Below are 22983 nucleotides of genomic sequence, written 5' to 3' on the forward strand. Positions count from 1 at the left end.
TGTTATGTCGTTTTCCACTCCCGTGCTGCGCGCGATAGCGCTGCCCGGCTTACTTTTACTGCTACTCCTTGCGGTTACGCTCAGCTTACTTATCGGCGCGAAGGCGCTCCCGGTCGCCGTGGTGGTTGATGCTCTCAGCGGAACCTGTCAGAGCGCCGACTGTACAATCGTGCTTGACGCCCGACTCCCCCGCACGCTGGCCGGATTGCTGGCGGGCGGCGCGCTCGGCCTTGCCGGGGCATTAATGCAAACGCTCACCCGTAATCCTCTCGCAGACCCGGGCCTGCTTGGCGTTAACGCAGGCGCAAGCTTCGCAATCGTGCTGGGCGCGGCGCTGCTCGGCATCGCTTCGCCGGAACAACAACTGGCAATGGCGTTTTGCGGCGCTTTCATTGCCTCATTAATTGTGGCATTTACCGGCAGCCAGGGCGGTGGGCAACTGAGCCCTGTACGTCTGACGCTGGCGGGTGTCGCGCTGGCGGCAGTCCTGGAGGGCCTCTCCAGCGGCATCGCCCTGCTCAACCCGGACGTCTACGATCAGTTACGTTTCTGGCAGGCGGGTTCGCTGGATATTCGCACGCTGGAAACGTTGAAAGTCGTGCTGGGCCCGGTGCTTATCGCGGGTGTCGCCGCTTTGCTGCTGAGCCGGGCGCTTAACAGCCTGAGCCTCGGGGCGGATACCGCCACCGCGCTGGGCAGCAAAGTGGCGCGAACCCAGCTTATCGGCTTGCTGATTATTACCGTGCTTTGCGGTAGCGCCACCGCGGTGGTAGGGCCAATCGCCTTTATTGGCCTGATGATGCCGCATATTGCGCGCTGGCTGGTGGGTGCGGATCACCGCTGGTCGCTGCCTGTCACCCTGCTGGCAACCCCTGCCCTGTTGTTGTTCGCCGATATTATCGGTCGCCTGATTGTTCCCGGCGAAATGCGCGTCTCCGTGGTAAGCGCCTTTATTGGCGCGCCGGTTCTGATCTTCCTTGTCCGCCGCCAGCGTGCGGGAGGTGGCCGATGATCGCCCCATCCCGTCGTTTAATCGCCTCCTGTTTGCTGTTGCTGGCGGCATGTCTGCTGATCGTGATCTGGAGCCTGTGCAGTGGCGCAGTCACGCTGGAACTGAGCCAGGTGATCGCCGCCCTGCTGGGCGATGCGCCGCGCGCTATCACCATGGTGGTAACGGAGTGGCGTCTGCCGCGCGTGATAATGGCGCTGCTGATTGGCGCAGCGCTTGGCGTCAGCGGCGCGATTTTCCAGTCGCTGATGCGCAACCCGCTGGGCAGCCCGGATGTCATGGGTTTCAACACCGGCGCATGGAGCGGTGTGCTGGTGGCGATGGTCTTTTTTGATCAGCACCTCACCGCCATTGCGCTGGCTGCGATGGCCGGCGGCATTCTCACGTCACTTATCGTCTGGTTACTCGCCTGGCGTGACGGCATCGACACATTCCGGCTCATTATCATTGGTATCGGCGTGCGCGCGATGCTGGTGGCCTTTAATACCTGGCTGCTGCTGCAGGCATCGCTGGAAACCGCGCTCTCAGCCGGGCTCTGGTACGCAGGCTCGCTCAACGGCCTGACCTGGGCAAAAGCCTGGCCATCGGTGCCGATTATCCTCGTCATGCTGGTGTGCGCCGCGCTGCTGGTACGCCGCTTACGTTTGCTGGAGATGGGCGACGATAGCGCCTGCGCGCTGGGTGTGCGGGTGGAGTACTCACGTCTGTTGATGATGCTGGTGGCGGTGGTTCTGACCGCGGCCTCAACGGCGCTGGCAGGCCCAATTTCGTTTATTGCCTTAGTGGCTCCCCATATTGCCCGTCGCCTTAGCGGCACGGCACGCTGGGGGCTCATGCAAGCGGCGCTGTGCGGTGCTCTGCTACTGGCGGCGGCCGACTTCTGCGCCCAGCAATTATTCCTGCCTTATCAGCTTCCGGTAGGCGTCGTCACCGTAAGCCTGGGGGGTATTTACCTTATCGCGTTGCTTATTCAGGAGTCCCGCAAAAAATGACAGTTTCTCAGGCCCGTTTGCGTGGCGAGCAGTTAACGCTGGCTTATGGCAAAAAAATCATTGCGGAAAACCTGAACGTGACCATCCCTGACGGTCATTTCACCGCCATTATCGGCCCCAATGGCTGTGGAAAATCGACGCTACTGCGCACACTCAGCCGCTTAATGACGCCTGTTCAGGGGCATGTCTATCTTGATGGCGAGCAAATTCAGCACTACGCCAGCAAGGATGTGGCAAGACGGATAGGTTTACTGGCGCAAAACGCCACGACACCGGGCGACATCACCGTGCAGGAACTGGTGGCGCGTGGCCGCTACCCCCATCAACCGCTGTTCACCCGCTGGCGAACAGAAGATGAAAACGCGGTGAACCGTGCGATGCAGGCCACCGGCGTGACCAGTCTTGCCGCACAGAGCGTCGATACGCTTTCCGGCGGCCAGCGTCAGCGCGTTTGGATTGCCATGGTGCTGGCGCAGGAGACCGCGATCATGCTACTCGATGAGCCGACAACCTGGCTCGACATCAGCCATCAAATCGACTTACTCGAACTGTTAGGCGAACTGAACCGGGAACGGGGGTATACGCTGGCCGCGGTACTCCACGATCTGAATCAGGCCTGCCGCTACGCCACGCATCTGATTGCCTTAAAGGAAGGAGAAATTGTTGCAGAAGGCGCGCCGGGGGAGATCGTCACGGCGGAACTCATTGAGCAAGTCTATGGACTGAAATGCATGATTATTGACGACCCGGTCGCCGGAACACCGCTGGTGGTGCCCCTGGGGCGAACAGGTCGCTAATCTGGAGCGGGAAATATCCCGCTCTGCGCTTTACGCCAACTGCTCTTCAAGCGGCGTAGTCTCTTCCAGCTTGCGGGAAAGCAGCGCGTTTTGCAGCAACACCATGCCACACCCCACGAAACCGCCAACAATCCCCGCCAGCAGAATGATCAACGTTTTCCCCGGCCCATCTTTTCTTATCGGCAACGATGGCGCGAGCTGATATTTAAACGGCTCGAAAGAGACATCCGAAATATTCAGGGTACTCAGTTGCTCGACGTGATACTGCAGATTACGCAGGTCGCCATTAATATCAGCAAGGTCGGTAACGCCCTTCTCAATCTGCAATTTTTTTGCGATGCCGTCCGCTCCCAGCGCAATAGAGAAGTCAGGATCATCTTTTACCGCCTGACCATTGCTGTAAACCGGTTTAGCAATCCCCGCCGCCGTGGCGATTTCCAACGAATAGTGCAGACGGTTAATCTTGGCACTGAGCTGGTTCTTTAATTTGATCAACTCCAGCGCCAGTCTCTCTTTTTCATAATGCGTTTTGATATCCAGCTTGTTACGCATATCGCTCAGTGTTTCTTTCACCACAATCGCTGAGATATAGTCGATATACCCGCTGAGAACCTGTTGCGTTTCTTCAGGGTTTGGGCCGGTAAAGCTTAACGTCCAGGAGGTATACAGCGCAGGTTCATTCTTTTTACCGAAGTTGTTGTCGGCCGCTTTCATCTTATCGCTTAAACCGACAATTGCCCGATGCAGATCCATCGGGTCAATATCCGCGCCCTTTAACTGGTTCATAATGATCGGCGAACTACGCAGATACTCTTCCAGTAGCGATAGCGAATTGAATTTCCTGATAAATAACGTAAATATGTCAGATTTTTTCACACTGACGTCGACGTCCAGGACACGTAGCGCCACCAACGTTTTTTCCAGTTCCTGCCACTGACTCGGCTCAGCCGTCGTCACGATCGCCTGGCTAGTCCACTTTTGCGGCATCAGAAACGACACTAATAATCCCGTCACCGCGAATGCAAAGGCCACGGCAATAATTCTTGTTCTGGCACGCCATAGAATATCCAGAAGGTTGATGAGATCTATTTCATGACTATTTCCGGCAATCGCTGGATAAGGCGTAACTTCTGAGTTTTTATTCGGCTTTAAATTAAGTGATGACATGCTGTATGTCCTGCAGCGTTTTAAACAAATCCGCCCGCATAATAGCAGAACATAAGAATAATCCTACTAAAATTTGTAGATATTATGACCACACTACCATTATTAGCAGTGCGTCAGTAACCATGTTGCAACGGTGTAAACCGACATATTCATGGCAAATGCAATACATCAAAATAATTCAATATATGAATGTTTATACCCGCGGATGCTGAAGACTCTTTTAGCACCAGCGGGAATTTTTCTGTGACCATCATCACATAACATACTTTTTCATCTCACCCCCTCTCTCGTGTTCAGTCTTTCCCCGTGCTGACGGGACGATAAAATTAGATAATTTTTCGCACCTTTATATTCGCACGTTAATTAACAAACACACTACAATACTGGCAAAATGGATAATGCACGATGAAAATAGTGTTTATTGGTGAAGCAATCTCCGGTTTTGGCGGAATGGAAACCGTCATTCGCAATGTAATAAAAAAATTAAATTCACCGCCCTATAACGCACACTGCAAAATATTTTTTACCTGCCGCCATAATAAAATGGACACATCCTGGCTTAATGGTTTCGACACACATTTTTCATTATCTAATATCTGCTTTTCGCCCTTGCGTCGCGCCAAACATATCCACACTATCGCCCGCTGGATCGCGCAGGAACAGCCCGATATCGTGATTGCCATTGACCCCCTCTCCTGCTTTCTGGCCCGTAAGGCGCGCGACAAAACCCGAGCGCCATTCACCATCTTCTCCTGGCCGCATTTTTCGCTCGATCACAAAAAACATGCACAGCATATTCTTTGCGCCGATTACCATCTTGCTATCAGCACGGGGATACGCCAGCAGCTAATAAAAAGAGGCGTTCAGGAAAAATACATTCACGTTATTTATAACCCAGTGGAAAAAACCTCGATTGTTACGCCAGCCCCGACTCAGGGAGAAATCGCCACCTTCATCTACGTTGGCCGTTTAAAATTTGAAGGGCAGAAAAGAATAAAAGACCTTCTTGATGGTTTATCCCGCGTACCGGGGCGCTGGAAATTACACATCATTGGTGATGGCTCGGATCGAGAACGCTGTAAATCTTATGCTCAGGAATTATGCCTTGATAATCGCATATGCTGGCACGGCTGGCACTCTGACCCCTGGAGGGTGGTGCAGGAAGAGATTGGCAAAGTGACTGCGCTGCTGCTCACCTCATCGTTTGAAGGGTTCCCTATGACCTTGCTGGAAGCAATGGCGCGCGGTATTCCCTGCATCAGCGCCGATTGTATTTCCGGGCCTGCCGATATTATCAAGCCTGGCGTAAACGGCTATCTTTACCCGGCGGGTGAGGTAGCTGAACTTTCAGCAACCGTTTCAGCGATGATAAACGGTGAAAAAACGCTTGATCACGGTTCGATAGCATCCTCTATCGAACCGTTTTACGCAGATAACTACTATCGCAGATTAAGCGATATCCTGTACCCAGCGCCTGTTATTACCCCAGAATGTCCTTCAGCACCGGGCCAATCGCGGTAAAAGCCTGCGGTGAGATAATATCGACGTGGGCGCAATCCTGGCGGTACACCGCCAGTTCCTGCACCCACGGCCCCCAGGCCTGCTGTGGATCCATTCCTTCCGGTAGCGTCCGCTCAGCAACAAACAGCGTCGCCTTGCCGTCAAACTTTGCGCTATGCGCCGTGGTCAGTAGCCGTACCGCATCAGCGTAATTTCCTTCAATAGCATTGAACAGTTCACCAGAAGCCTGCCCCTGTTGAGCCGCAAGGAAAGCTTCACGCTCTCTTTCGATCTCCGCCAGCACTTCCGGATCCAGCCCGTTAGCTTCTTTTTCAGCCCAGTTTTGCGTTTCCGGCGGCCAGGTATCCAGCAATCCCAGGAAAGCCACGCTCTCCCCGCGTGCGCGCAGCCGCGCAGCGATGCCCTGCGCCAGCGTACCGCCAAGGGAATAACCAAACAGGTAGTATGGCCCGTGCGGCTGCTGCGCCAGCAGCGTAGCAAGGTGACGATCGCAGACCTCATCCAGCGTGGCGGCATGCTGCATCGGCCCTTCCGGACGCGGTGACTGGATCCCTGTAATTGACCAGCGGGACGGCAGGTAACGCGCCAGCACGCTGAACTGCCAGGCAAAACCGGAGGCCGGATGGAAACAGAAGAGTGTCGGCCCGTCGCTCTCGCGTAGCGGGAGCAGCGTTTCATAACCCAGACGCTGCGCCTGTTCATCGTTTTCGGCCTCAAGCAACGCGCCCAGTTTGATAACCGTGGAGGCCACCATCACCTGACCTGGCGTAACCTGACGCCCGATTTTCTGACTGAGCTGTGCGGCAAGGCGCATCGCCAGCAGCGAATGGCCGCCCAGAGCGAAGAAGTCCGCCTCCACATCGTTGATTTCACAACCAAGAAGTTCGCTGAACGCCTGTGCGACCAGGGTTTCCATACCCGGCAACGGTGGACGGCTTTGTGTTTTCACCGTCAGTTGCGGCAACGGCAAAGCTTTACGGTCAAGTTTACCGTTGGCGCTGAGCGGCAGCGAGTCCAGTTGCAGCAGTACCGCCGGAACCATATGCGGCGGCAGTTGCTCGCGCAATTGTGCCGTCAGGGCATCGAGATCCAACGGCAGCCCGGATTCTGCAACCAGATACCCCACCAGTTGGCGCGCATCGCCGCCGGTCGCCGCCGCCTGGTTAATAACGCAGGCGTGCGTCACCGCCTGCGCCACATCTGGCAGGCACTGCATCACACGGTCGATTTCGCCCAGTTCAATACGCTGGCCGCGAATTTTAAGCTGATCGTCACTGCGCCCCAGATATTCAACCGCGCCGTTCTCCAGCCAGCGCGCCACATCACCGGTACGATACATGCGCTCTCCTGGCGCAAACGGATCGGCGATAAAACGGCTTGCCGTGAGATCCGGTCGCCCGAGATAGCCCTGCGCCAGTTGAATGCCGGTAAGATAAAGATCGCCCGCAATCCCTGGCGGTACCGGGCGCATCATGGCATCCAGAATACGCAGCCCGGTGTTCCAGACCGGGTAGCCGATAGGCACGCTGTTGCCAGTGGTGCTCGCCAGCTCCTCACCAAATGCCGGATACCAGCTCACATCGACAGCCGCTTCCGTCGGCCCATACAGGTTGTGCAACGGGGCATGAGTCAACTGTTCCCATTCGCGACAAAGCTGCGCGGGCAATGCTTCGCCACTACAAAAAACACGCCTCAGTGTACGGCAGCAACTGGCGGTTTCCGCCGTCAGCGAGGCGACAAACGCCGCCAGCATCGACGGTACAAAGTGGGTAGTCGTCACGCCATATCGGCTGAAGAACTGCTGCATTGCCTGCGGGTCGCGGTGCGCTTCCGGCTCGGCCATCACCAGTTTGGCTCCGGCAATAAACGGCCACCAGAACTCCCAGACCGACACGTCAAAACTGCACGGCGTTTTCTGCGCCACCACATCATCCGCGCCCAGCGGATAGTGATCCTGCATCCACAGCAGGCGATTGACGATCGCTTCGTGGCCCACCATCACGCCTTTTGGCCTGCCTGTCGAGCCGGACGTAAAGATGATATACGCCGTTTGCTGCGGCGTCGTCAGCGCCAGCGGCTCACCGCCATCTACCGGCAGCGGCTCGTTGTAGCAAAGGCTTTCAATATTCGGGAAACGGTGACGCTGATCGGCTGAGGTGATCAGCAGCTTCGGCTTCGCATCCTCCAGCATCATTTGCAGACGGTCGTCCGGATAACCGGTATCAAGCGGCAGCCACGCCGCCCCGGCCTCAACAATGCCGTGCAGCGCCAGGGTCAGAAACACGGAACGCGGTAAGGCTACCGCCACGCTGTCGCCCGGCTGTACGCCGTGGGCGCGCAACAACCGCGCCAGCGCCAGCGTCTGTTCACGCAGTTCGCGGTAGGTAAGTTGATAATGCGCGTCCGCCAGCGCCGGGGCATCCGGCGTTTTTGCCGCCTGCTCAGCGACCAGCGAGTTCAGCGTTGCCGCAGGAATGGGATGTTCAGTCGCGTTGATCGCTTCGATTTGTGCATATTCATCGTCGGAAAGCAGTTCTGCCTGCGCGCACGGCAGCGCCGGATTATCGGCAAACTGCTGTAACAGCGAGCTAAGACGGGCAATATGGCGTTTGAGCGTTACCTCGTCGTAGCGCTGCTGATTAGCCAGCACTTCCAGCGACAAACCGCCGGACTCATCCGGGAAGAGCGCCAGTTCCAGGTCGTTTACCGGGCCTGTCGCCAGCGTATGGGTCGTCGCCTGCACATCCGTAAAAGCGAGATGGTAATCGAAAACTTTGACGTTAAAGACCGGGCCAAACAGCGCGTCATCGCCCGCCGCACGCCCGCTATCGCGCACAATTTGCTCGGCGTCGTAGCGCTGGTGACGGCGCATTTTTTTCAACTGCCCGGCAAGGCGCACCGCAAGGTCAGCCAGCGTTTCCTGACCATTCAGGGAGATGGCAAGCGGCAGCACGTTCAGCACCGGGCCGGTGGCGGTTAGCGCCGCTGAGCCCATCCGACGCATAAAGATAAATCCGGCGGCATATTCGCGACGCCCGCACAAACGACCCAGCCAGAGCGCGCTCAGTGCCAGCGCCAGATCGGCGCGCTGGCACTGGGGTGCTGCGGCAGCCAGGCGAGAAAAGGCATGGCGATCGGCGGTGAGCTTCAACCGCCAGATGGCCGTCGTCTGCGTACGCCCAGGAAGCGGTGCGGGAGAAAGCGAAACCGGCGAGGGCAGCGACTGACGCTGTTCGCGCCAGAACTGTCCATCACGCTGATAGGCCTCGCTCTCACGGTAACGCTGATACTCTTCAACCACTTCAGCATAAGGCGTAAAGGGGGATTCCGGCGTCGGCTCGCCCCGCTGCCAGGCACGGTAAATTTCGCTGATCTGGCGGGCGATGGCCGGGAAACTGAAACCATCGACCAGCAGGTGATGATAACGCTGATACCAGTACCAGCGGCGATCGCCGACACGATAGAGCTGGTGGCACAGCAGAGGGTTGCCGCTTTCAAGACGCAGATTCTGAGCGAGATCGGTTTGCATCAGCGCCAACGCCGCCTGATGCGGATCGGACTCATGGCGGAGATCGCAGGGTGTGGGCTGCGTAAATATCAGACTGTCATCCACCTGTTGCCAGGGTTCGCCGTTATCTTCGCCGAAGCGCATCCGCAGCGTATCGGCCTGGCCTACGCCCGCCACAATCGCGCGCGCCAGCAGTTCGCCATCCACCTCGCCTTCCAGCTCAACATAATGCGCTACGCTCCAGGCATTCGGGAGCACAGAGAGTTTTTCCGCCATCCAGATCCCCGGCTGGGCAGCAACTAACGGTAAACGCTGGGTCATGCGGCCCCCTTCTCAGACGCGTAGTACGACGGTATCAGGGTCGACCAGTTATCCGTCAGCCAGGCGTTACAGGCGTCCTGAGATTGCGGATCGCAGATAACGCGCCAGCCCGCAGGTAGCGCGCACTGAGCGGGCCACAGGCTAAACTGTTGCTGTTCATTTTGCAGAAGGTAAAACTGCCCTTGTACATCGTCGAAGGGGTTACTAACTTGCATACCAAACTCCTGTCGTTAATCGTGCTTTGCTAGTCGGCGTGAACCAAAGGCTCCCAGAGCGTCATCAGCCCCGCGGTTAACCCGCCACGCCAGCAAAGCGCATCATGCCCGCCGTCAACCTGACGCCAGAAAATCGACTGCTGTGTTTGCTGTAGTTGTGATAAAAGCGCCTGATTGGCGCGAAAGATAAGCGGTTCACGCACACCGGCTTCCAGCACGATGCGCAATCCTTTCGGTTTTATTTCACCGCTTTTGAGGCGCTGCAGAATCACGCCCTCTTCATGGCCGCCGCGATGGGGCCACCAGTACGATCCCGACTGGCTCAATACGCAGCCAAAGCGTTCCGGCCAGTAAAGCCCGGCATAAAGTGATGAGAGGCCACCGAAACTTTGCCCGGCAACTACGGTGCGATCGGCACGATCGCTGAAGGGAGCCATCGCCTGTACCTGCGGCAGCAGCTCCTGCTGTACCGCCTGCCAGAAAGTGGGATTACAGGGTAATTCGGCGCCACGGTGCGCATTGTCGATAACGTCAATCAGCAGATAGACCGCCGGTGGCAGCTTGCCCGCCTCGGTAAGCGCCGTCAGCGCGGGCCATACGGGCATGCTTTCCGCCCAGAACTGACCGTCCAGCAGCACCGCCAGCGGCCTGTCGCTCCCGGCGTTTCCACCGGTAGTGAAAATCCATGCCCGCCGCCGGTTATTAAGAAGTGTGCTGCGCCATTCGATGCATTGCGGGGCATTCCAGCTTGCGGCAGGTGCCGACCAGCCCGGTTGTTCGGGGGCGTTGGGCATCTCCAGCGCCGACACAGCATGCCCGCGGCCGCCCTTCCAGCTTTGTGGATTGAGCGGATCTGCCACTGCGAGCGGCAGCAATTTACGCCAGCCTTCGCGTAGCCGTGTGCGATCAGGCATGCCCAGGTCAAAGATCGCGGCCGGGAAATCATCGTCGCGTTCAGAAGGCGCAAAGCAGTAACTGCCACGCCAGGTGGCGGGCAGTGATGTTTTCCAGAACCAGGCATCCGTATGGGGAAGGCGCTCCAGCGTCTGCGGCGCGCTGTTGTGATGGTGATCGGTCACACCAGTAATGTAAATCCATACCCGGCGTATCGGTGACGTTTGCGCCGTTCCGGCAGGGTCGCGCCACCAAAAAGTTACCTGATAGCGATCGCCAACTTGTTCATATTGCGGGCCTTTTATCGTCGCCCACCAGGCATCGCTTCCTGCTTTTAACTTCTCCGGCACGTTAACCCCATCTTTCATGTGGATTTTTTTGTTACAGATGAAAATCTATTGATAATATTATTGATAACTATTTGCATTTGCAATAACGTATTGGCGCGCAAGAGATGTCTTTCACTTTTAAAAATTAGTCAGGAACCGCTTTCTTCCCCATGGACGGCAGCTTTCGCAGTTACCTGGCACAACGTACTGCCGCCTCTCCTCCCCGTGGGAATGGAGCAAGTGGAGAAAGCGGCGAAGAAAAGCAGGATTAGTGATGAATAACAAGATCAAATCCCTGGCCTTACTGGTCAATTTGGGTATCTATGGCGTCGCCTTCCCTCTCAACGCAGCAGAGACCACCAGTGAAGATGACGCCACCGGCGAGACGATGGTCGTCACCGCCGCCCAGCAGAACCTTCAGGCGCCAGGCGTATCCACGATTACCGCCGATGAAATCCGCAAAAATCCGGTGGCTCGCGATGTATCGGAAATCATCCGTACCATGCCGGGCGTTAACCTGACCGGTAACTCGACCAGCGGCCAGCGTGGCAACAACCGCCAGATTGATATTCGCGGGATGGGCCCGGAAAACACCCTGATCCTGATTGACGGTAAACCGGTGAGCAGCCGTAACTCTGTGCGTCAGGGCTGGCGTGGCGAGCGCGATACCCGCGGCGATACCAGTTGGGTGCCGCCGGAGATGATCGAACGTATTGAAGTCATTCGCGGCCCGGCAGCCGCCCGTTATGGTAACGGCGCAGCGGGCGGCGTGGTGAATATCATCACTAAGAAAGGCAGTAACGAGTGGCACGGATCGTGGGACACCTACTTCAACGTGCCGGAGCACAAAGACGAAGGTTCCACCAAGCGTACCAACTTTAGCCTGAGCGGCCCGATGGGCGGCGATTTCAGTTTCCGCCTGTACGGCAACCTTGATAAAACCCAGGCAGATGCGTGGGACATCAACAAAGGACATCAGTCTGAGCGTACCGGCATCTATCAGAATACCCTGCCCGCCGGCCGCGAAGGCGTCATTAACAAAGATATCAACGGCCAGGTTCGTTGGGACTTTGCGCCAATGCAGTCTCTGGAATTTGAAGCAGGCTATAGCCGCCAGGGCAACCTCTATGCTGGCGATACGCAGAATACCAACAGCAACCAACTGGTAAAAGATAACTACGGCAAAGAGACCAACCGTCTCTATCGCCAGAACTACTCTGTCACCTGGAACGGCGGCTGGGATAACGGCGTCACCACCAGCAACTGGGTACAGTACGAGCACACCCGTAACTCCCGTAAAGGCGAGGGTCTGGCAGGCGGTACAGAGGGGATCTTCTCCACCAACGACTTTGTGAATATCGATCTCGCCGATCTGATGTTACACAGCGAGGTCAACATTCCTCTCGATCTGTGGGTGAATCAGAATCTGACGCTGGGCAGCGAATGGAACCAGCAGCGCATGAAGGATTTAGGCTCTAACACCCAGACCTTTATGGGCGGCGATGTTCCGGGGGCGACCAGCACTAATCGCAGCCCTTACTCTCAGGCCGAAATTTTCTCTCTGTTCGCGGAAGATAACATTGAGCTAACCGACAGCACCATGTTAACCCCGGCTTTGCGCTTCGACCACCACACGATTGTGGGTAATAACTGGAGCCCGTCACTGAACCTGTCTCAGGGGCTCGGCGACGACTTCACGCTGAAAATGGGTATCGCGCGCGCTTACAAAGCACCGAGTCTTTACCAGACTAACCCGAACTACATTCTCTACAGTAAGGGTCAGGGTTGCTATGCCAGCGGCGGCGCCTGTTATCTGCAGGGTAATGATGACCTGAAAGCAGAAACCAGCATTAACAAAGAGATTGGCCTGGAGTTCAAACGTGACGGCTGGCTCGCTGGCGTGACCTGGTTCCGTAACGATTATCGCAACAAAATTGAAGCGGGCTACTCTGCGGTTTCCAGCAACGCCAGCGGTACCGATATCTACAAATGGGAAAACGTACCGAAGGCTGTGGTTGAAGGCCTGGAAGGTACGCTGAACATTCCGGTTAGCGAAACGGTGAACTGGACAAACAACATCACCTATATGCTGCAAAGTAAGAACAAAGAGACCGGCGATCGTCTGTCCATCATTCCGGAGTACACCCTGAACTCCACGTTGAGCTGGCAGGTACATCAGGATGTGTCATTGCAGTCGACCTTCACCTGGTACGGCAAGCAGCAGCCGAAGAAATATAACTACAAAGGCCAACCCGCTACCGGCCCGGAAACCGATGAGGTTAGCCCTTATAGCATCGTTGGCCTGAGCGCGACCTGGGACGTCACCAAAAACGTCAGCCTGACCAGCGGTGTTGATAACCTCTTCGACAAACGCCACTGGCGTGAAGGTAATGCCCAGACCACCGGCGGCGATAGCGGTTATATGTACGGCGCAGGCGCCAACACCTATAACGAATCTGGCCGTACCTGGTTTATGAGCGTCAATACACATTTCTAATCTTAACGTTGTTCCGTCTTCTCTCCCCTCACGGGGAGAGAAGTCTGGGGAAAAGATGCAAACCAAACACTCGACATTCACCCTCGCCAGCCACCTTCTGCACCGCATTGATTTTCAGCCTGAAACCTTTAGCGACGGCGATTTGCTGTGGCTACCCCATCACGGCGAACTACAGCACACAGGAAAGAAACGGCGGACAGAACATCTCGCCGGGCGGATTGCCGCCATTCACGCGCTTCTCCCATGGGGAGAAAAAACCGTGCCAGGCATCGGTGAGATGCGCCAGCCACTGTGGCCTGAAGGTCTGTTTGGCAGTATTAGCCATTGCGAGAAGAGCGCTATCGCGGTGGTCTCATCGGAACCTGTCGGGGCTGATATTGAGAAGATATTCAGCCCGCAACTGGCCGCTGAAGTCGCCACACAAATCGCCTCGCCCGCAGAAATTTTCCGCCTGCAAACCAGCGGGTTGCCTTTTGCCATTGCGCTTACGCTTGCCTTTTCCGCCAAAGAGAGCGTGTTTAAAGCATTTTCATTTCAGGCCAGCCCCTGCCCCGGTTTTACCGCCGCAGAGGTTATCTCCATTAATGAAGATGGGCTGTGTCTGCAATTAAAGGAGGCGTTTTCCCTGTCTCTGGCGGAAGAAAAAATCACCGTGGCGTACAGGGTCGAGGGGGACAAGCTCGTAACCTGTACAGGTTAAACTCGGCATTTCCGAACTAAACACTACGTATAACCGAATAATCAGCATGATGAGTAAAAAAATCGGAGCTAAGTCGAATTTTTACGTTAAAAACAGGTAGTTTCACCGCGCAATTACCCCTATCATTCCCGACGATACATTCAGACAAATTATGAAACACTTTGTCAGTGTTAAGGGAAGCGAATGAGTACACACACAACAACACCAGGGAACGGGGCCGGCGAAAGCCGCCTGATGAGCGGTTTCCTCAATGCTATCGAGCGCGCCGGGAACAAACTGCCTGAACCCGCACTGATCTTCTTCTACTTTTTACTGGTGGTCATGGGGCTTTCCGCCGTCCTGTCATTGATGACCTTTGATGTCATCAACCCCATGACGCAGGAGACCGTTCAGATCAATAACCTGCTCTCTGCCGAAGCGCTTACCAACACGCTGGCCACGATGGTGACAACTTTCACCACCTTTGCGCCGCTGGGAATTGTGCTGGTGGCAATGCTCGGGGTTGGCGTCGCGGAAAGCTCCGGCTTTATTAACGTCGGCCTGAAAAAAATGCTGCGCGTCACGCCAAAGAAACTGCTGACGCCGATGCTGATTTTCGTCGCCATGTTCAGCCATGTGGCGGCAGATGCGGGCTACGTGCTGGTGATCCCATTAGGCGCGATTATCTTTATGTCCGCCGGACGTCACCCGCTGGTCGGGATCGCGGCGGCCTTCTCCGGCGTCTCCGGTGGATTCGCCGCCAATATGGTGCCCACCGGGAATGATGCGCTGTTACAAGGCTTTACCCAGGCCGCGGCACAACTGCTCGACAGCACCTACACCGTCAATACGCTCTGTAATCTCTTCTTCGGTATCGCATCATCCATTCTGATAACCCTGGTCGGCTGGTGGGTTACTGAGCGTATTGTCGAGCCCCGCGTCAGTAAAATGGCGATCGACGGTGATTTCAAACATGATGAAGATATGTCCAGCGTCACGGCAAAAGAGAGCCGTGCGTTTAACCACGCCTCGCTGGTGATGCTGCTGGGTCTCGCAGCGCTGGCAGCAGCAGCCTGGCCGGAAGGCTCGATGCTGCGCGGCACCGATGGTTCACTCACCTCTTACAGCGCGCCAATCATGAAATCGATCGTGCCGCTGATTTTCCTGATTTTCATTCTGCCGGGGATTGTCTACGGTTTCGCGTCCGGCACCTTTAAAAGCGGGAAAGATGTCATCGCTTCGATGAATGACTCCATGAGCAAAATGGGCTCATACATGGTGATGGCCTTCTTTTGCGCCATGTTCATCAAAGCCTTCAGCGACTCGAATATCGGCACGCTGCTGGCGCTGGTGGGTGCCGATGGCCTGAAAGCGATGGAACTGCCGGGTGAAGCGACAATTATCGGCATGATCCTGCTGACGGCCGTCGTTAACCTGTTGATTGGCTCTGCTTCCGCGAAATGGGGGCTGTTGTCGCCAATTATGGTACCCATGCTGATGGCGGTGGGCATTTCACCGGAACTGACCCAGGCGGCGTTCCGCATTGGTGATTCCAGCACCAATATTATTACGCCGCTGATGGTCTTCTTCCCGCTGGTGGTGGTCTATTGCCAGCGCTATGTAAAAGGGGCAGGTGTTGGCACGCTGGTATCCATGATGATGCCTTACTCCATCGCCTTCTTTATTAGCTGGAGCCTGTTCCTGCTGGCCTGGTGGGGGCTGGGGATGCCGCTCGGCGTCGCTGCGCCATATACCTGGAGCGCCGGCTAAATCATTCTTTGACGGGCGGAACCGCGATGGGCCGCCCGTTTTCTCGCTTTTTTTTCTCCCACCTATACTAAAGGCACCGGTCACTACTGCGAGACGACTATGCCTTTACCTGACTTTCATGTTTCTGCGCCCTTTACGCTCGGTATTGAGCTTGAGCTTCAGGTCATTAACCCGCCAGGATACGATCTTTGCCAGGACTCCTCCGCTCTGATAACGGCAGCCAGCAGTAGTATTACGCAGGGGGAGGTTAAACACGATATCACCAACAGTATGCTGGAGATTGCCACCGGCGTTTGTGACGATATCCATCAGGCTGCCACCCAGCTTGCGGCTATTCAGCGCGCCGTTTTGCGCGCGGCATCAGAACAGCATGTGAAAATTTGCGGAGGCGGTACGCATCCGTTTCAGCGCTGGCAAAGCCAGGAGGTGGGCGATAACCCGCGCTATCAGCAGACCCTTGAAGCCTATGGCTACCTGGCGCGGCAGGCAACGGTGTTTGGCCAGCATGTCCATGTGGGCTGCACCAACGGCGATGATGCTATTTATCTGTTACACGGCCTCTCTCGCTATGTTCCGCACCTGATAGCACTCAGCGCCGCTTCACCCTATTTACAGGGCACTGACAGCCGTTTCGCCTCGGCGCGTCTCAATATTTTTTCGGCGTTTCCCGATAATGGCCCCATGCCGTGGGCGGCAAACTGGCAGGATTTTACCCGCCTGTACCGTCAGTTGAGCTATACCAGCATGGTCAACAGCATTAAAGATCTGCACTGGGATATTCGCCCCAGCCCCCATTTTGGTACGGTGGAAGTCCGGGTGATGGATACGCCGTTAACGCTCGGTCACGCGGTCAATATGGCAGGCCTTATTCAGGCGCTCTCACACTGGCTGCTTGAAAAACGCCCGTTCAAACCCAATCCACAGGATGACCTGTTGTATAAATTCAACCGCTTTCAGGCCTGCCGCTACGGCCTGCAGGGCGTGGTCACTGACGTCACCTGCGGCGAGCAACACACCATCGCCGCCGAGCTGGAGATTCTACTGGAACAGCTTCAGCCCTTCGCCGATCGGCATCGGGCCGGGAGCGCTCTCGAAGAGCTGTCCCTGATGGTGAAGCATGGTAAAAGCGAGGCCCAGCGCATGCGAGAATTTATCGCGGACGGGGGGTCGCTGATTGGCCTGGTGCAGCAGCACTGCGATACCTGGGCGGCCTGAGTGCAGAAAACCTTTGCATAAGCGGGATTAAGGGGTATTTTTCCCTCCCGCTCATCGCACAAGGAGAGAAGATATGGCGCGTCTTTGGCTGCTGCCCGCCCTGCTTTCGCTGGCGCCATTTACCCATGCCGCCTGTTCACTCACTGACCCCTCGCTAAAGGTTCAGAGCTATGAGGTCTTCCCTGAGCAAGAGAATATCAGCCTGCACTGGAAAAAACCGGATGGTAAAGCCTGGGGCTCGCTCTATTCGTTGCTGGCGGATATCAACGGCAACGGTCAGGTACTGATGGCGATGAACGGCGGGATCTACGGCAAAGATTACACGCCGCTCGGGCTCTATATCGAAAACGGGAAAAAGCTTTCGCCCGTCAACCGCGCGTCCGGCGGCGGCAACTTCTTTATTCGACCGGGCGGCGTATTTTATCTTCGGGGTCAGAAAGCGGGTATTGTGACGCTGGATGCGTTTAAAAGCAGTAAAGGGATGGATTACGCGGTACAGTCGGGCCCGATGCTCATCGAAAATGGCACCATTAACTGGCGGCTAAAGCCGTCGGCCAGCTCGCGCAAACTGCGTAACGCGGTGGGCATTAACCGTAAGGGGCGGGTGGTGTTTATGCTCAGCGCGAAAGAGAGCAATTTCTATGATTTCGCCTGTTATGCAAAATCGAAACTTGAGGTGCAGCAGATGCTGTATCTGGATGGCACAATCTCGAAAATGTATCAAAAAGGGGGCTCGGTGCCGTGGCAATATCATCCGTTCGTGACGATGATTACCGTCGAGCGGAAATCGTTGTCTCAATAACAGGTAAGCCCGGTGAGCAAAGCGCTACCGGGCTTTTGTCATTTAGGCTGTCTTGCGGAATCTCCGCGTCAGTCGCTTCTCAATCTCCACGATGAAGAACATCACCGCACCCATCGCCAGGGTTACAAACCAGTAGCGTGCAGGCAGCGCTTCGGTACCGAACATCATCTGCATAAACGGCAGGTAGATAATCGCCAACTGGAGCAGCAGCAGAACCCCCGTCACCATCCAGATCCCTTTGTTCTTCAGCAGTCCCCGGTTGATGGAGAAACTGTCGCTGTTTCGGCAGTTAATCATGTAGAGCCACTGCGCCGTCACCAGCATCTGTAGCAGCACGGTACGGACAAACTCTGCGCTGTGACCACGCGGCGCCAGCCAGGCCTCAAGAATAAAGGCGCTGATAGCAATCATTGAGCCGACAAACGCGACGCGCCATACGGCAAACGCATCCATCACATGCTGGCCAGTTTTACGTGGTGGGCGATTCATCACATTACGCTCAGCGGCTTCGAACGCCAGGCCGAAGGAGAGCGTCGCGGAGGTCGCCATATTCATCCACAAAATCAGCACCGGCGTCAGCGGGATCATATTCCCTGCCAGCAGCGCAATAACGACCAGCAGCCCCTGCGCCAGGTTGGTTGGCATAATAAAGAGGATAGTCTTCTTCAGGTTGTCATAAACCCGACGCCCCTCTTTGACTGAACTGGCAATGGTCGCGAAGTTGTCATCGGTCAGAACCATGTCCGCCGCTTCTTTAGTCACTTCCGTGCCTTTGATGCCCATCGCGATGCCGACATCCGCCTGGCGCAGTGCTGGCGCATCGTTCACTCCGTCGCCGGTCATGCCGACCACTTCGCCATTTTTCTGCAGCGCTTTTACCAGCCGCAGCTTATGCTCCGGGCTGGTACGGGCGAAGATGTCATACTCCACCGCCGCTTTCGCCAGCTCGTCATCGTCCATATGCTCCAGTTGATAGCCGGTCATCGCTTCCGTGCTGTTATGAATGCCCAGCATCTGGCCGATGCTCATCGCCGTTTGCGGGTGATCGCCGGTGATCATTTTGACGCGGATCCCCGCCGTCTGGCAGGTGTGGATCGCATCGACCGCTTCCGGACGCGGCGGATCCATCATCCCGGCAATACCGAGGAAGACAAGCCCCTGCTGGAGGTCACTATGCTCAAGCGTCGTCGCGCCAGCCTCAGCAGGCTTTATCGCCGCCGCAACCATACGCAGCCCCTGACGCGCAAAGCGCTCCATCTCAGACTCCCAGTATGCGCGGTCAAACTCTGCCAGACCACGCCCGGTCTGCTGCAACTGGCACAGGGCAAACAACACATCCGGCGCGCCTGTCACCATCACCCACTCTTCGGCATCCAGTCGATAGTGGGTCGCCATATATTTGTACTGTGAATCAAACGGGATCTTCGCGACCAGTTGCGTGGTGACGGGTTCAAGCGATGCCTTCGCCGCCAGCACCTTCAGCGCGCCTTCCGTTGGCCCGCCGGTGATCCCCCAGTGACCCAGTTCATTACGGACTAGCTGACTGTCATTACACAAATCGATGGTGCGCAGATATTTTTCCAGCACCGTGTAAGGCTGAACCTTAACCGGCTCGTTGCTGCCTTCAAGGTAGATGTTACCTACCGGCTCATAGCTATCACCGTCCACGCGGTAGCAGCTATCAGCGGTGATCACCGCTTTTACGGTCATCTCATTCATGGTCAGGGTGCCGGTTTTATCCGAGCAGACCACGGTCATTGCGCCTAACGTTTCGACAGTTGGCAGCTTGCGAATAATCGCGCGCTTACGCGCCATCGCCTGCACGCCCAGCGAGAGGATAATGGAGATAATCGCCGGAAGACCTTCCGGTACCGCCGCAACCGCAAGGCTAATCAGCGACAGCAGCAGTTCGCCCATTGGCATATCGCGCAGCAGTACGCTGAAGACGAACAGCACAGCCATCATCGCCAGAATAATGACGAAAATCGCTTTACCCAGCTTGTCCATCTGTACCAGCAGCGGCGTGCGATTGGTTTCCACTTCCGCCATCATCTGGTTGATGCGCCCAAGCTCGGTGGCCTGTCCGGTAGCGACCACCACGCCGACGCCACCACCCGCGCTCACGGTGGTACCGGAGAACAGCATATTGGTACGATCGCCCAGCGGCAGATCGCCGCTTAGCGCATCGGTGTGTTTATCAACCACCGTTGACTCACCGGTCAGAATGGCTTCTTCAACGCGCAGGTTATGCGCTTCAATCAGGCGCATATCAGCCGGAATGCGGTCGCCCGCGCGCAGCACCACGATATCACCTGGCACCAGTTCCGTGGTGGGGATAGTGGCATGCTGACCCTCGCGGATCACCTGCGCATCGCTGGAAAGCATATTGCGAATGCTTTGCAGTGATTTTTCCGCGTTGCTCTCCTGGATATAACCAATCAGCGCATTGATAACCGTTACGCCGAGAATAACAGCGGTGTCTACCCAGTGCCCCATCACGGCGGTCATCACTGCCGCAGCCAACAGGATGTAGATCAGAACGTCATTAAAATGGGCGAGAAGACGCAGCCATGCAGGCTTACCTTTTTTCTCCGGCAGGGCATTGGGGCCCAGCTTATGGAGGCGATCGGCGGCTTGCGCCTGGCTCAGGCCTTCCGGCCGCGTTTGCTTATGCTCAAGGATCTGCTCGATGGTTTGCTGATAAGCCTGCAGGGAGGCATTGCCACCCGTCGGGGGGATATTCTGTGGGTTCATCATTTTAGACACGATAAATTTCCTTCTAAATTCCTGTATACGGAAGGCCTGAAATCATTTCTGGCCAAGGCTAAATCTATTTATTAATTATTAATCCCTGCGGATAGAAAAATTGATCTTACGCAATATTTGTTTCCCAATAAAATTCAAAACTGATGCCTGTTGATTTAATAATATTAATATTACAGAATATTCTTAAACTCTATCTAAACGAGGTGAATTATGTTTGGAATCTACCGTGGACGCCGCCTGGCGCTGTACATCACCGCAGCAATCATCGTTGCCACGCTGATTGGTTATAGCACCTATACTTTTGTAAAACTGCTGGCATAAACATGACGATTATTTACGTTAAATAGCGTTCATTTAAATCAGCAGTTATTTATCCCTGTCACTTACGAGTTATTTCGTAGGTCTAAATACTTTATTTAAAAATAAGGCGAATAAGAATTATTGCGTTATCCTTGCAATTGCCGGACAATAACGTTTTTAACTTAAGCTTAACATTACATGAAACACCCGCTCGAAACCCTGATTTCCGCCGCCGGTATTCTGCTTATGGCACTGCTTTCCTGCCTGCTGCTGCCAGCGCCCTCGCTCGGTCTGACCCTTGCGCAAAAGCTGGTCGATACCTTCCATCTGATGGATCTCGACCAGCTCTATACCCTGCTGTTCTGCCTGTGGTTCTTAGTGCTTGGCGCCGTAGAGTATTTTGTCCTGCGCTATGTCTGGCGTCGCTGGTTTGCCGTGCGTTAAGCCGGTTAACTCACGCAGCCCCAGCACCAGCGACTCGCTCCATCCGGCATAATCGTGTCCGCTGGACGAAGCATGGAAACTGGCCGGATAGCCTTTCTCACGCAATACCTGTTCAAAAGCCAGCGTATGGCGATAGTTGCCGCCGCCCGGCCCACTGCTTTCAAACTGCCCGGCCTGTAGCCAGAAACGCAACGGATAACGCGGCGATTGCGCATACTGGCGGGCAAGCCAGTTCACCGGTTCGCCTTTCGGCGTCCACCAGTAAGAGCCGGAAAGACTCAGTACGTTACCAAACAGACGTGGATAGCGCAGCGCCACCCACGATGATGCCAGCCCGCCGTAGCTTGACCCGGCGAGGATCGTTTTCTGCCGCGTTAAGGTTATCCCCTGGCGTTGCACGAAAGGCACCAGCTCATGCGCCATAAAATCAGCGAAAAGTGGATTTGGGGGAAGCTCTTTGCCCCGCCGCGCGTGATCGAGGCTATCGATAAATACCACATTCACCGGCGGCAGCAGGTGGCGGGCAATCAACCCATCAAGCACATTGGCGGCACGGTACTCATCCTGCCAGTTTTGCCCGTCAAACAGGAACATTGTCCAGCGTGCGGGCTGCGCGACCCGGGGGCGATAGATTTTGATCTCCCGGCTATTGCCAAGATAACGACTGCTGATGGTGTGACGGGTCAGACTGCCATAGCGGATCGGCTGCGCCATACGCTGGGCGGAAAAATAGCGGGATGCGGGTAACGCCAGCAGCGAAAAACGGCTAAAGCGATCGACATTTTCCGGACTGAGCGTCAGTGGATTGAGCGGATCGGCCTGAGCGCTCACCTGGATTGCCCGATGCTGCTCGCGCAGGCTACCTTCCACCTTCGGCACATCCGGTGCGAGTTTGTACTGCATCAACGTATCGGCGGGCACCACGTAACTGCGGAACCAGACGTCAGACTGGCCTAAACGGAACAGCGCGTCATGATCGCCGCCGGGCGAACCAAGCAGATAGACGTTACTGTGCGCGCCGCGCCACAGAAAGGTCACACGCTTATGCTGCTTATCGACAGGTTCGACCATTGGCGTGCCTTCCTGTTGCCGCGCCAGCCAGAAAGCATCGGTGTTGCCGCCAGCCGCCAGCTCGCGAGAAAGTTGCTGTAGTTGCGGGCTGGCAGGCGATTGCTGCTCTTGCGCCACCAGCGCGTGGGTTTCTTTGATTTGCCACTGGAAATGCCACGGCGTACCTTCCGTGCCGTGCAACACCAGCGAAGAGGCGCGTTTTACAGGAAGTGAAAACAGCAACATATGCTGACCATCCGCCGGGCCACCGGCAACCAGTGTGCGGATAGAACGGTTCTGCGCGTCCAGCAGGCGGGCATCCGTCACGCCTGATAAGCGGGCGGAGACATAATTTTCGCCCAGTTCAGGCAGACTAAAACAGACCTCGCCGCTGGCATCAAATTTTCCCTTCTGCTCGCCCCGTTGAGGAAAGGTTTCACACTCCATCGCCGCGGCAGGCAACGCCGTCAGCCCAATCAGTAATCCACTCCACGCCAGTTTCATTGACAACACATCCCCGTTAAATTTTGTTAACAACGCTAATGCAAATGGGAATTGTTTTCAATAGATGGGGTGTGACGGGGTGGCGGTTGGTTTCCCCCTCACCCCGGCTCTCTCCCGCAGGGAGAGGGAGAAAACCAACGCATGTTTGAGAAATGGGCTCGGGCAGTTCCCTCTCCCTGCGGGAGAGGGTTAGGGTGAGGGGG

General features: G+C 55.9%; 16 protein-coding genes. 10 read left to right on the forward strand and 6 right to left on the reverse strand.

The features are described 5' to 3' along the window. Positions 1-4 precede the first annotated feature (4 nt). The 3 genes from fepD to fepC are packed head-to-tail and all read left to right on the forward strand — an operon-like array spanning position 5 to position 2798. Positions 5-1012, forward strand: coding sequence for a Fe(3+)-siderophore ABC transporter permease (gene fepD, locus VSR74_RS07155; RefSeq protein ID WP_347794027.1), 1008 nt, complete (start codon positions 5-7; stop codon positions 1010-1012). Continuing rightward, the gene (fepG, locus tag VSR74_RS07160) at positions 1009-2001 is read left to right on the forward strand and encodes an iron-enterobactin ABC transporter permease (RefSeq protein ID WP_347794028.1); all 993 of its coding nucleotides are present in this window, start codon (positions 1009-1011) and stop codon (positions 1999-2001) included. The genes fepD and fepG overlap by 4 nt, the downstream gene beginning before the upstream one ends. Beyond that, positions 1998-2798, forward strand: coding sequence for an iron-enterobactin ABC transporter ATP-binding protein (fepC, locus tag VSR74_RS07165; RefSeq protein ID WP_347794029.1), 801 nt, complete (start codon positions 1998-2000; stop codon positions 2796-2798). The genes fepG and fepC overlap by 4 nt, the downstream gene beginning before the upstream one ends. Positions 2799-2828: 30 nt before the next feature. Here the strand turns inward: fepC and wzz(fepE) are convergent, their stop codons facing one another. Continuing rightward, complete coding sequence (gene wzz(fepE), locus VSR74_RS07170) at positions 2829-3965, reverse strand: LPS O-antigen length regulator Wzz(fepE) (RefSeq protein ID WP_347794030.1); 1137 nt, start codon at positions 3963-3965, stop codon at positions 2829-2831. Between the two features lie 405 nt (positions 3966-4370). Here wzz(fepE) and waaB point away from each other — a divergent pair, with 405 nt between their 5' ends. Further along, on the forward strand, positions 4371-5486 hold the full coding sequence (gene waaB / locus VSR74_RS07175; protein WP_347794031.1) for a lipopolysaccharide 1,6-galactosyltransferase: 1116 nt from the start codon (positions 4371-4373) through the stop codon (positions 5484-5486). On the opposite strand, the gene entF is transcribed toward waaB, so the two are convergent. The 3 genes from entF to fes are packed head-to-tail and all read right to left on the reverse strand — an operon-like array spanning position 5446 to position 10792. Further along, positions 5446-9315, reverse strand: a complete 3870-nt coding sequence (entF, locus tag VSR74_RS07180) for an enterobactin non-ribosomal peptide synthetase EntF (RefSeq protein WP_347794032.1) — start codon at positions 9313-9315, stop codon at positions 5446-5448. The two genes, waaB and entF, sit on opposite strands and share 41 nt — an antisense overlap. After that, the gene (locus VSR74_RS07185) at positions 9312-9530 is read right to left on the reverse strand and encodes an MbtH family protein (RefSeq protein WP_347794033.1); all 219 of its coding nucleotides are present in this window, start codon (positions 9528-9530) and stop codon (positions 9312-9314) included. The genes entF and VSR74_RS07185 overlap by 4 nt, the downstream gene beginning before the upstream one ends. A 29-nt stretch (positions 9531-9559) precedes the next feature. Next, positions 9560-10792: an enterochelin esterase gene (gene fes / locus VSR74_RS07190; RefSeq protein ID WP_347794034.1), complete on the reverse strand. Its 1233-nt coding sequence runs from the start codon at positions 10790-10792 to the stop codon at positions 9560-9562. A gap of 235 nt (positions 10793-11027) precedes the next feature. Between fes and VSR74_RS07195 the strand changes: the two genes are divergently transcribed. From VSR74_RS07195 to VSR74_RS07215, 5 genes are all read left to right on the forward strand, one after another. Then, complete coding sequence (locus tag VSR74_RS07195) at positions 11028-13250, forward strand: TonB-dependent siderophore receptor (protein WP_347794035.1); 2223 nt, start codon at positions 11028-11030, stop codon at positions 13248-13250. A gap of 55 nt (positions 13251-13305) precedes the next feature. Then, the gene (gene entD / locus VSR74_RS07200) at positions 13306-13950 is read left to right on the forward strand and encodes an enterobactin synthase subunit EntD (protein ID WP_347794036.1); all 645 of its coding nucleotides are present in this window, start codon (positions 13306-13308) and stop codon (positions 13948-13950) included. Positions 13951-14133: 183 nt separating this feature from the next. Further along, positions 14134-15699: an AbgT family transporter gene (locus VSR74_RS07205; protein WP_347794037.1), complete on the forward strand. Its 1566-nt coding sequence runs from the start codon at positions 14134-14136 to the stop codon at positions 15697-15699. Between the two features lie 99 nt (positions 15700-15798). Further along, complete coding sequence (locus VSR74_RS07210) at positions 15799-16914, forward strand: YbdK family carboxylate-amine ligase (protein ID WP_347794038.1); 1116 nt, start codon at positions 15799-15801, stop codon at positions 16912-16914. Positions 16915-16987: 73 nt separating this feature from the next. Beyond that, a complete protein-coding gene (locus VSR74_RS07215; protein ID WP_347794039.1) occupies positions 16988-17716 on the forward strand; it encodes a phosphodiester glycosidase family protein in 729 nt (242 codons plus the stop codon). Between the two features lie 42 nt (positions 17717-17758). Here the strand turns inward: VSR74_RS07215 and VSR74_RS07220 are convergent, their stop codons facing one another. Next, positions 17759-20473: a cation-transporting P-type ATPase gene (locus tag VSR74_RS07220; protein WP_347794373.1), complete on the reverse strand. Its 2715-nt coding sequence runs from the start codon at positions 20471-20473 to the stop codon at positions 17759-17761. Between the two features lie 507 nt (positions 20474-20980). Here VSR74_RS07220 and VSR74_RS07225 point away from each other — a divergent pair. Beyond that, the gene (locus VSR74_RS07225) at positions 20981-21226 is read left to right on the forward strand and encodes a DUF1158 domain-containing protein (RefSeq protein WP_347794040.1); all 246 of its coding nucleotides are present in this window, start codon (positions 20981-20983) and stop codon (positions 21224-21226) included. Here the strand turns inward: VSR74_RS07225 and VSR74_RS07230 are convergent. Continuing rightward, positions 21158-22780 (reverse strand): alpha/beta hydrolase-fold protein, encoded by a 1623-nt coding sequence (locus VSR74_RS07230; protein ID WP_347794041.1) that lies wholly within the window; start codon positions 22778-22780, stop codon positions 21158-21160. The two genes, VSR74_RS07225 and VSR74_RS07230, sit on opposite strands and share 69 nt — an antisense overlap. Between the last annotated feature and the right edge of the window lie 203 nt (positions 22781-22983).

This window comes from Pseudocitrobacter cyperus (assembly GCF_039889165.1).
Taxonomy (GTDB): domain Bacteria; phylum Pseudomonadota; class Gammaproteobacteria; order Enterobacterales; family Enterobacteriaceae; genus Pseudocitrobacter; species Pseudocitrobacter cyperus.

What these genes read in the sequence shown, in the direction of transcription:
- fepD (WP_347794027.1), top strand. Translation starts at nt 5, where the DNA reads ATGTCGTTTTCCACTCCCGTGCTGCGCGCGATAGCGCTGCCCGGCTTA.
- fepG (WP_347794028.1), top strand. Translation starts at nt 1,009, where the DNA reads ATGATCGCCCCATCCCGTCGTTTAATCGCCTCCTGTTTGCTGTTGCTG.
- fepC (WP_347794029.1), top strand. Translation starts at nt 1,998, where the DNA reads ATGACAGTTTCTCAGGCCCGTTTGCGTGGCGAGCAGTTAACGCTGGCT.
- waaB (WP_347794031.1), top strand. Translation starts at nt 4,371, where the DNA reads ATGAAAATAGTGTTTATTGGTGAAGCAATCTCCGGTTTTGGCGGAATG.
- entF (WP_347794032.1), bottom strand. Translation starts at nt 9,315, where the DNA reads ATGACCCAGCGTTTACCGTTAGTTGCTGCCCAGCCGGGGATCTGGATG.
- VSR74_RS07185 (WP_347794033.1), bottom strand. Translation starts at nt 9,530, where the DNA reads ATGCAAGTTAGTAACCCCTTCGACGATGTACAAGGGCAGTTTTACCTT.
- fes (WP_347794034.1), bottom strand. Translation starts at nt 10,792, where the DNA reads ATGAAAGATGGGGTTAACGTGCCGGAGAAGTTAAAAGCAGGAAGCGAT.
- VSR74_RS07195 (WP_347794035.1), top strand. Translation starts at nt 11,028, where the DNA reads ATGAATAACAAGATCAAATCCCTGGCCTTACTGGTCAATTTGGGTATC.
- entD (WP_347794036.1), top strand. Translation starts at nt 13,306, where the DNA reads ATGCAAACCAAACACTCGACATTCACCCTCGCCAGCCACCTTCTGCAC.
- VSR74_RS07205 (WP_347794037.1), top strand. Translation starts at nt 14,134, where the DNA reads ATGAGTACACACACAACAACACCAGGGAACGGGGCCGGCGAAAGCCGC.
- VSR74_RS07210 (WP_347794038.1), top strand. Translation starts at nt 15,799, where the DNA reads ATGCCTTTACCTGACTTTCATGTTTCTGCGCCCTTTACGCTCGGTATT.
- VSR74_RS07215 (WP_347794039.1), top strand. Translation starts at nt 16,988, where the DNA reads ATGGCGCGTCTTTGGCTGCTGCCCGCCCTGCTTTCGCTGGCGCCATTT.
- VSR74_RS07220 (WP_347794373.1), bottom strand. Translation starts at nt 20,473, where the DNA reads ATGATGAACCCACAGAATATCCCCCCGACGGGTGGCAATGCCTCCCTG.
- VSR74_RS07225 (WP_347794040.1), top strand. Translation starts at nt 20,981, where the DNA reads ATGAAACACCCGCTCGAAACCCTGATTTCCGCCGCCGGTATTCTGCTT.
- VSR74_RS07230 (WP_347794041.1), bottom strand. Translation starts at nt 22,780, where the DNA reads ATGAAACTGGCGTGGAGTGGATTACTGATTGGGCTGACGGCGTTGCCT.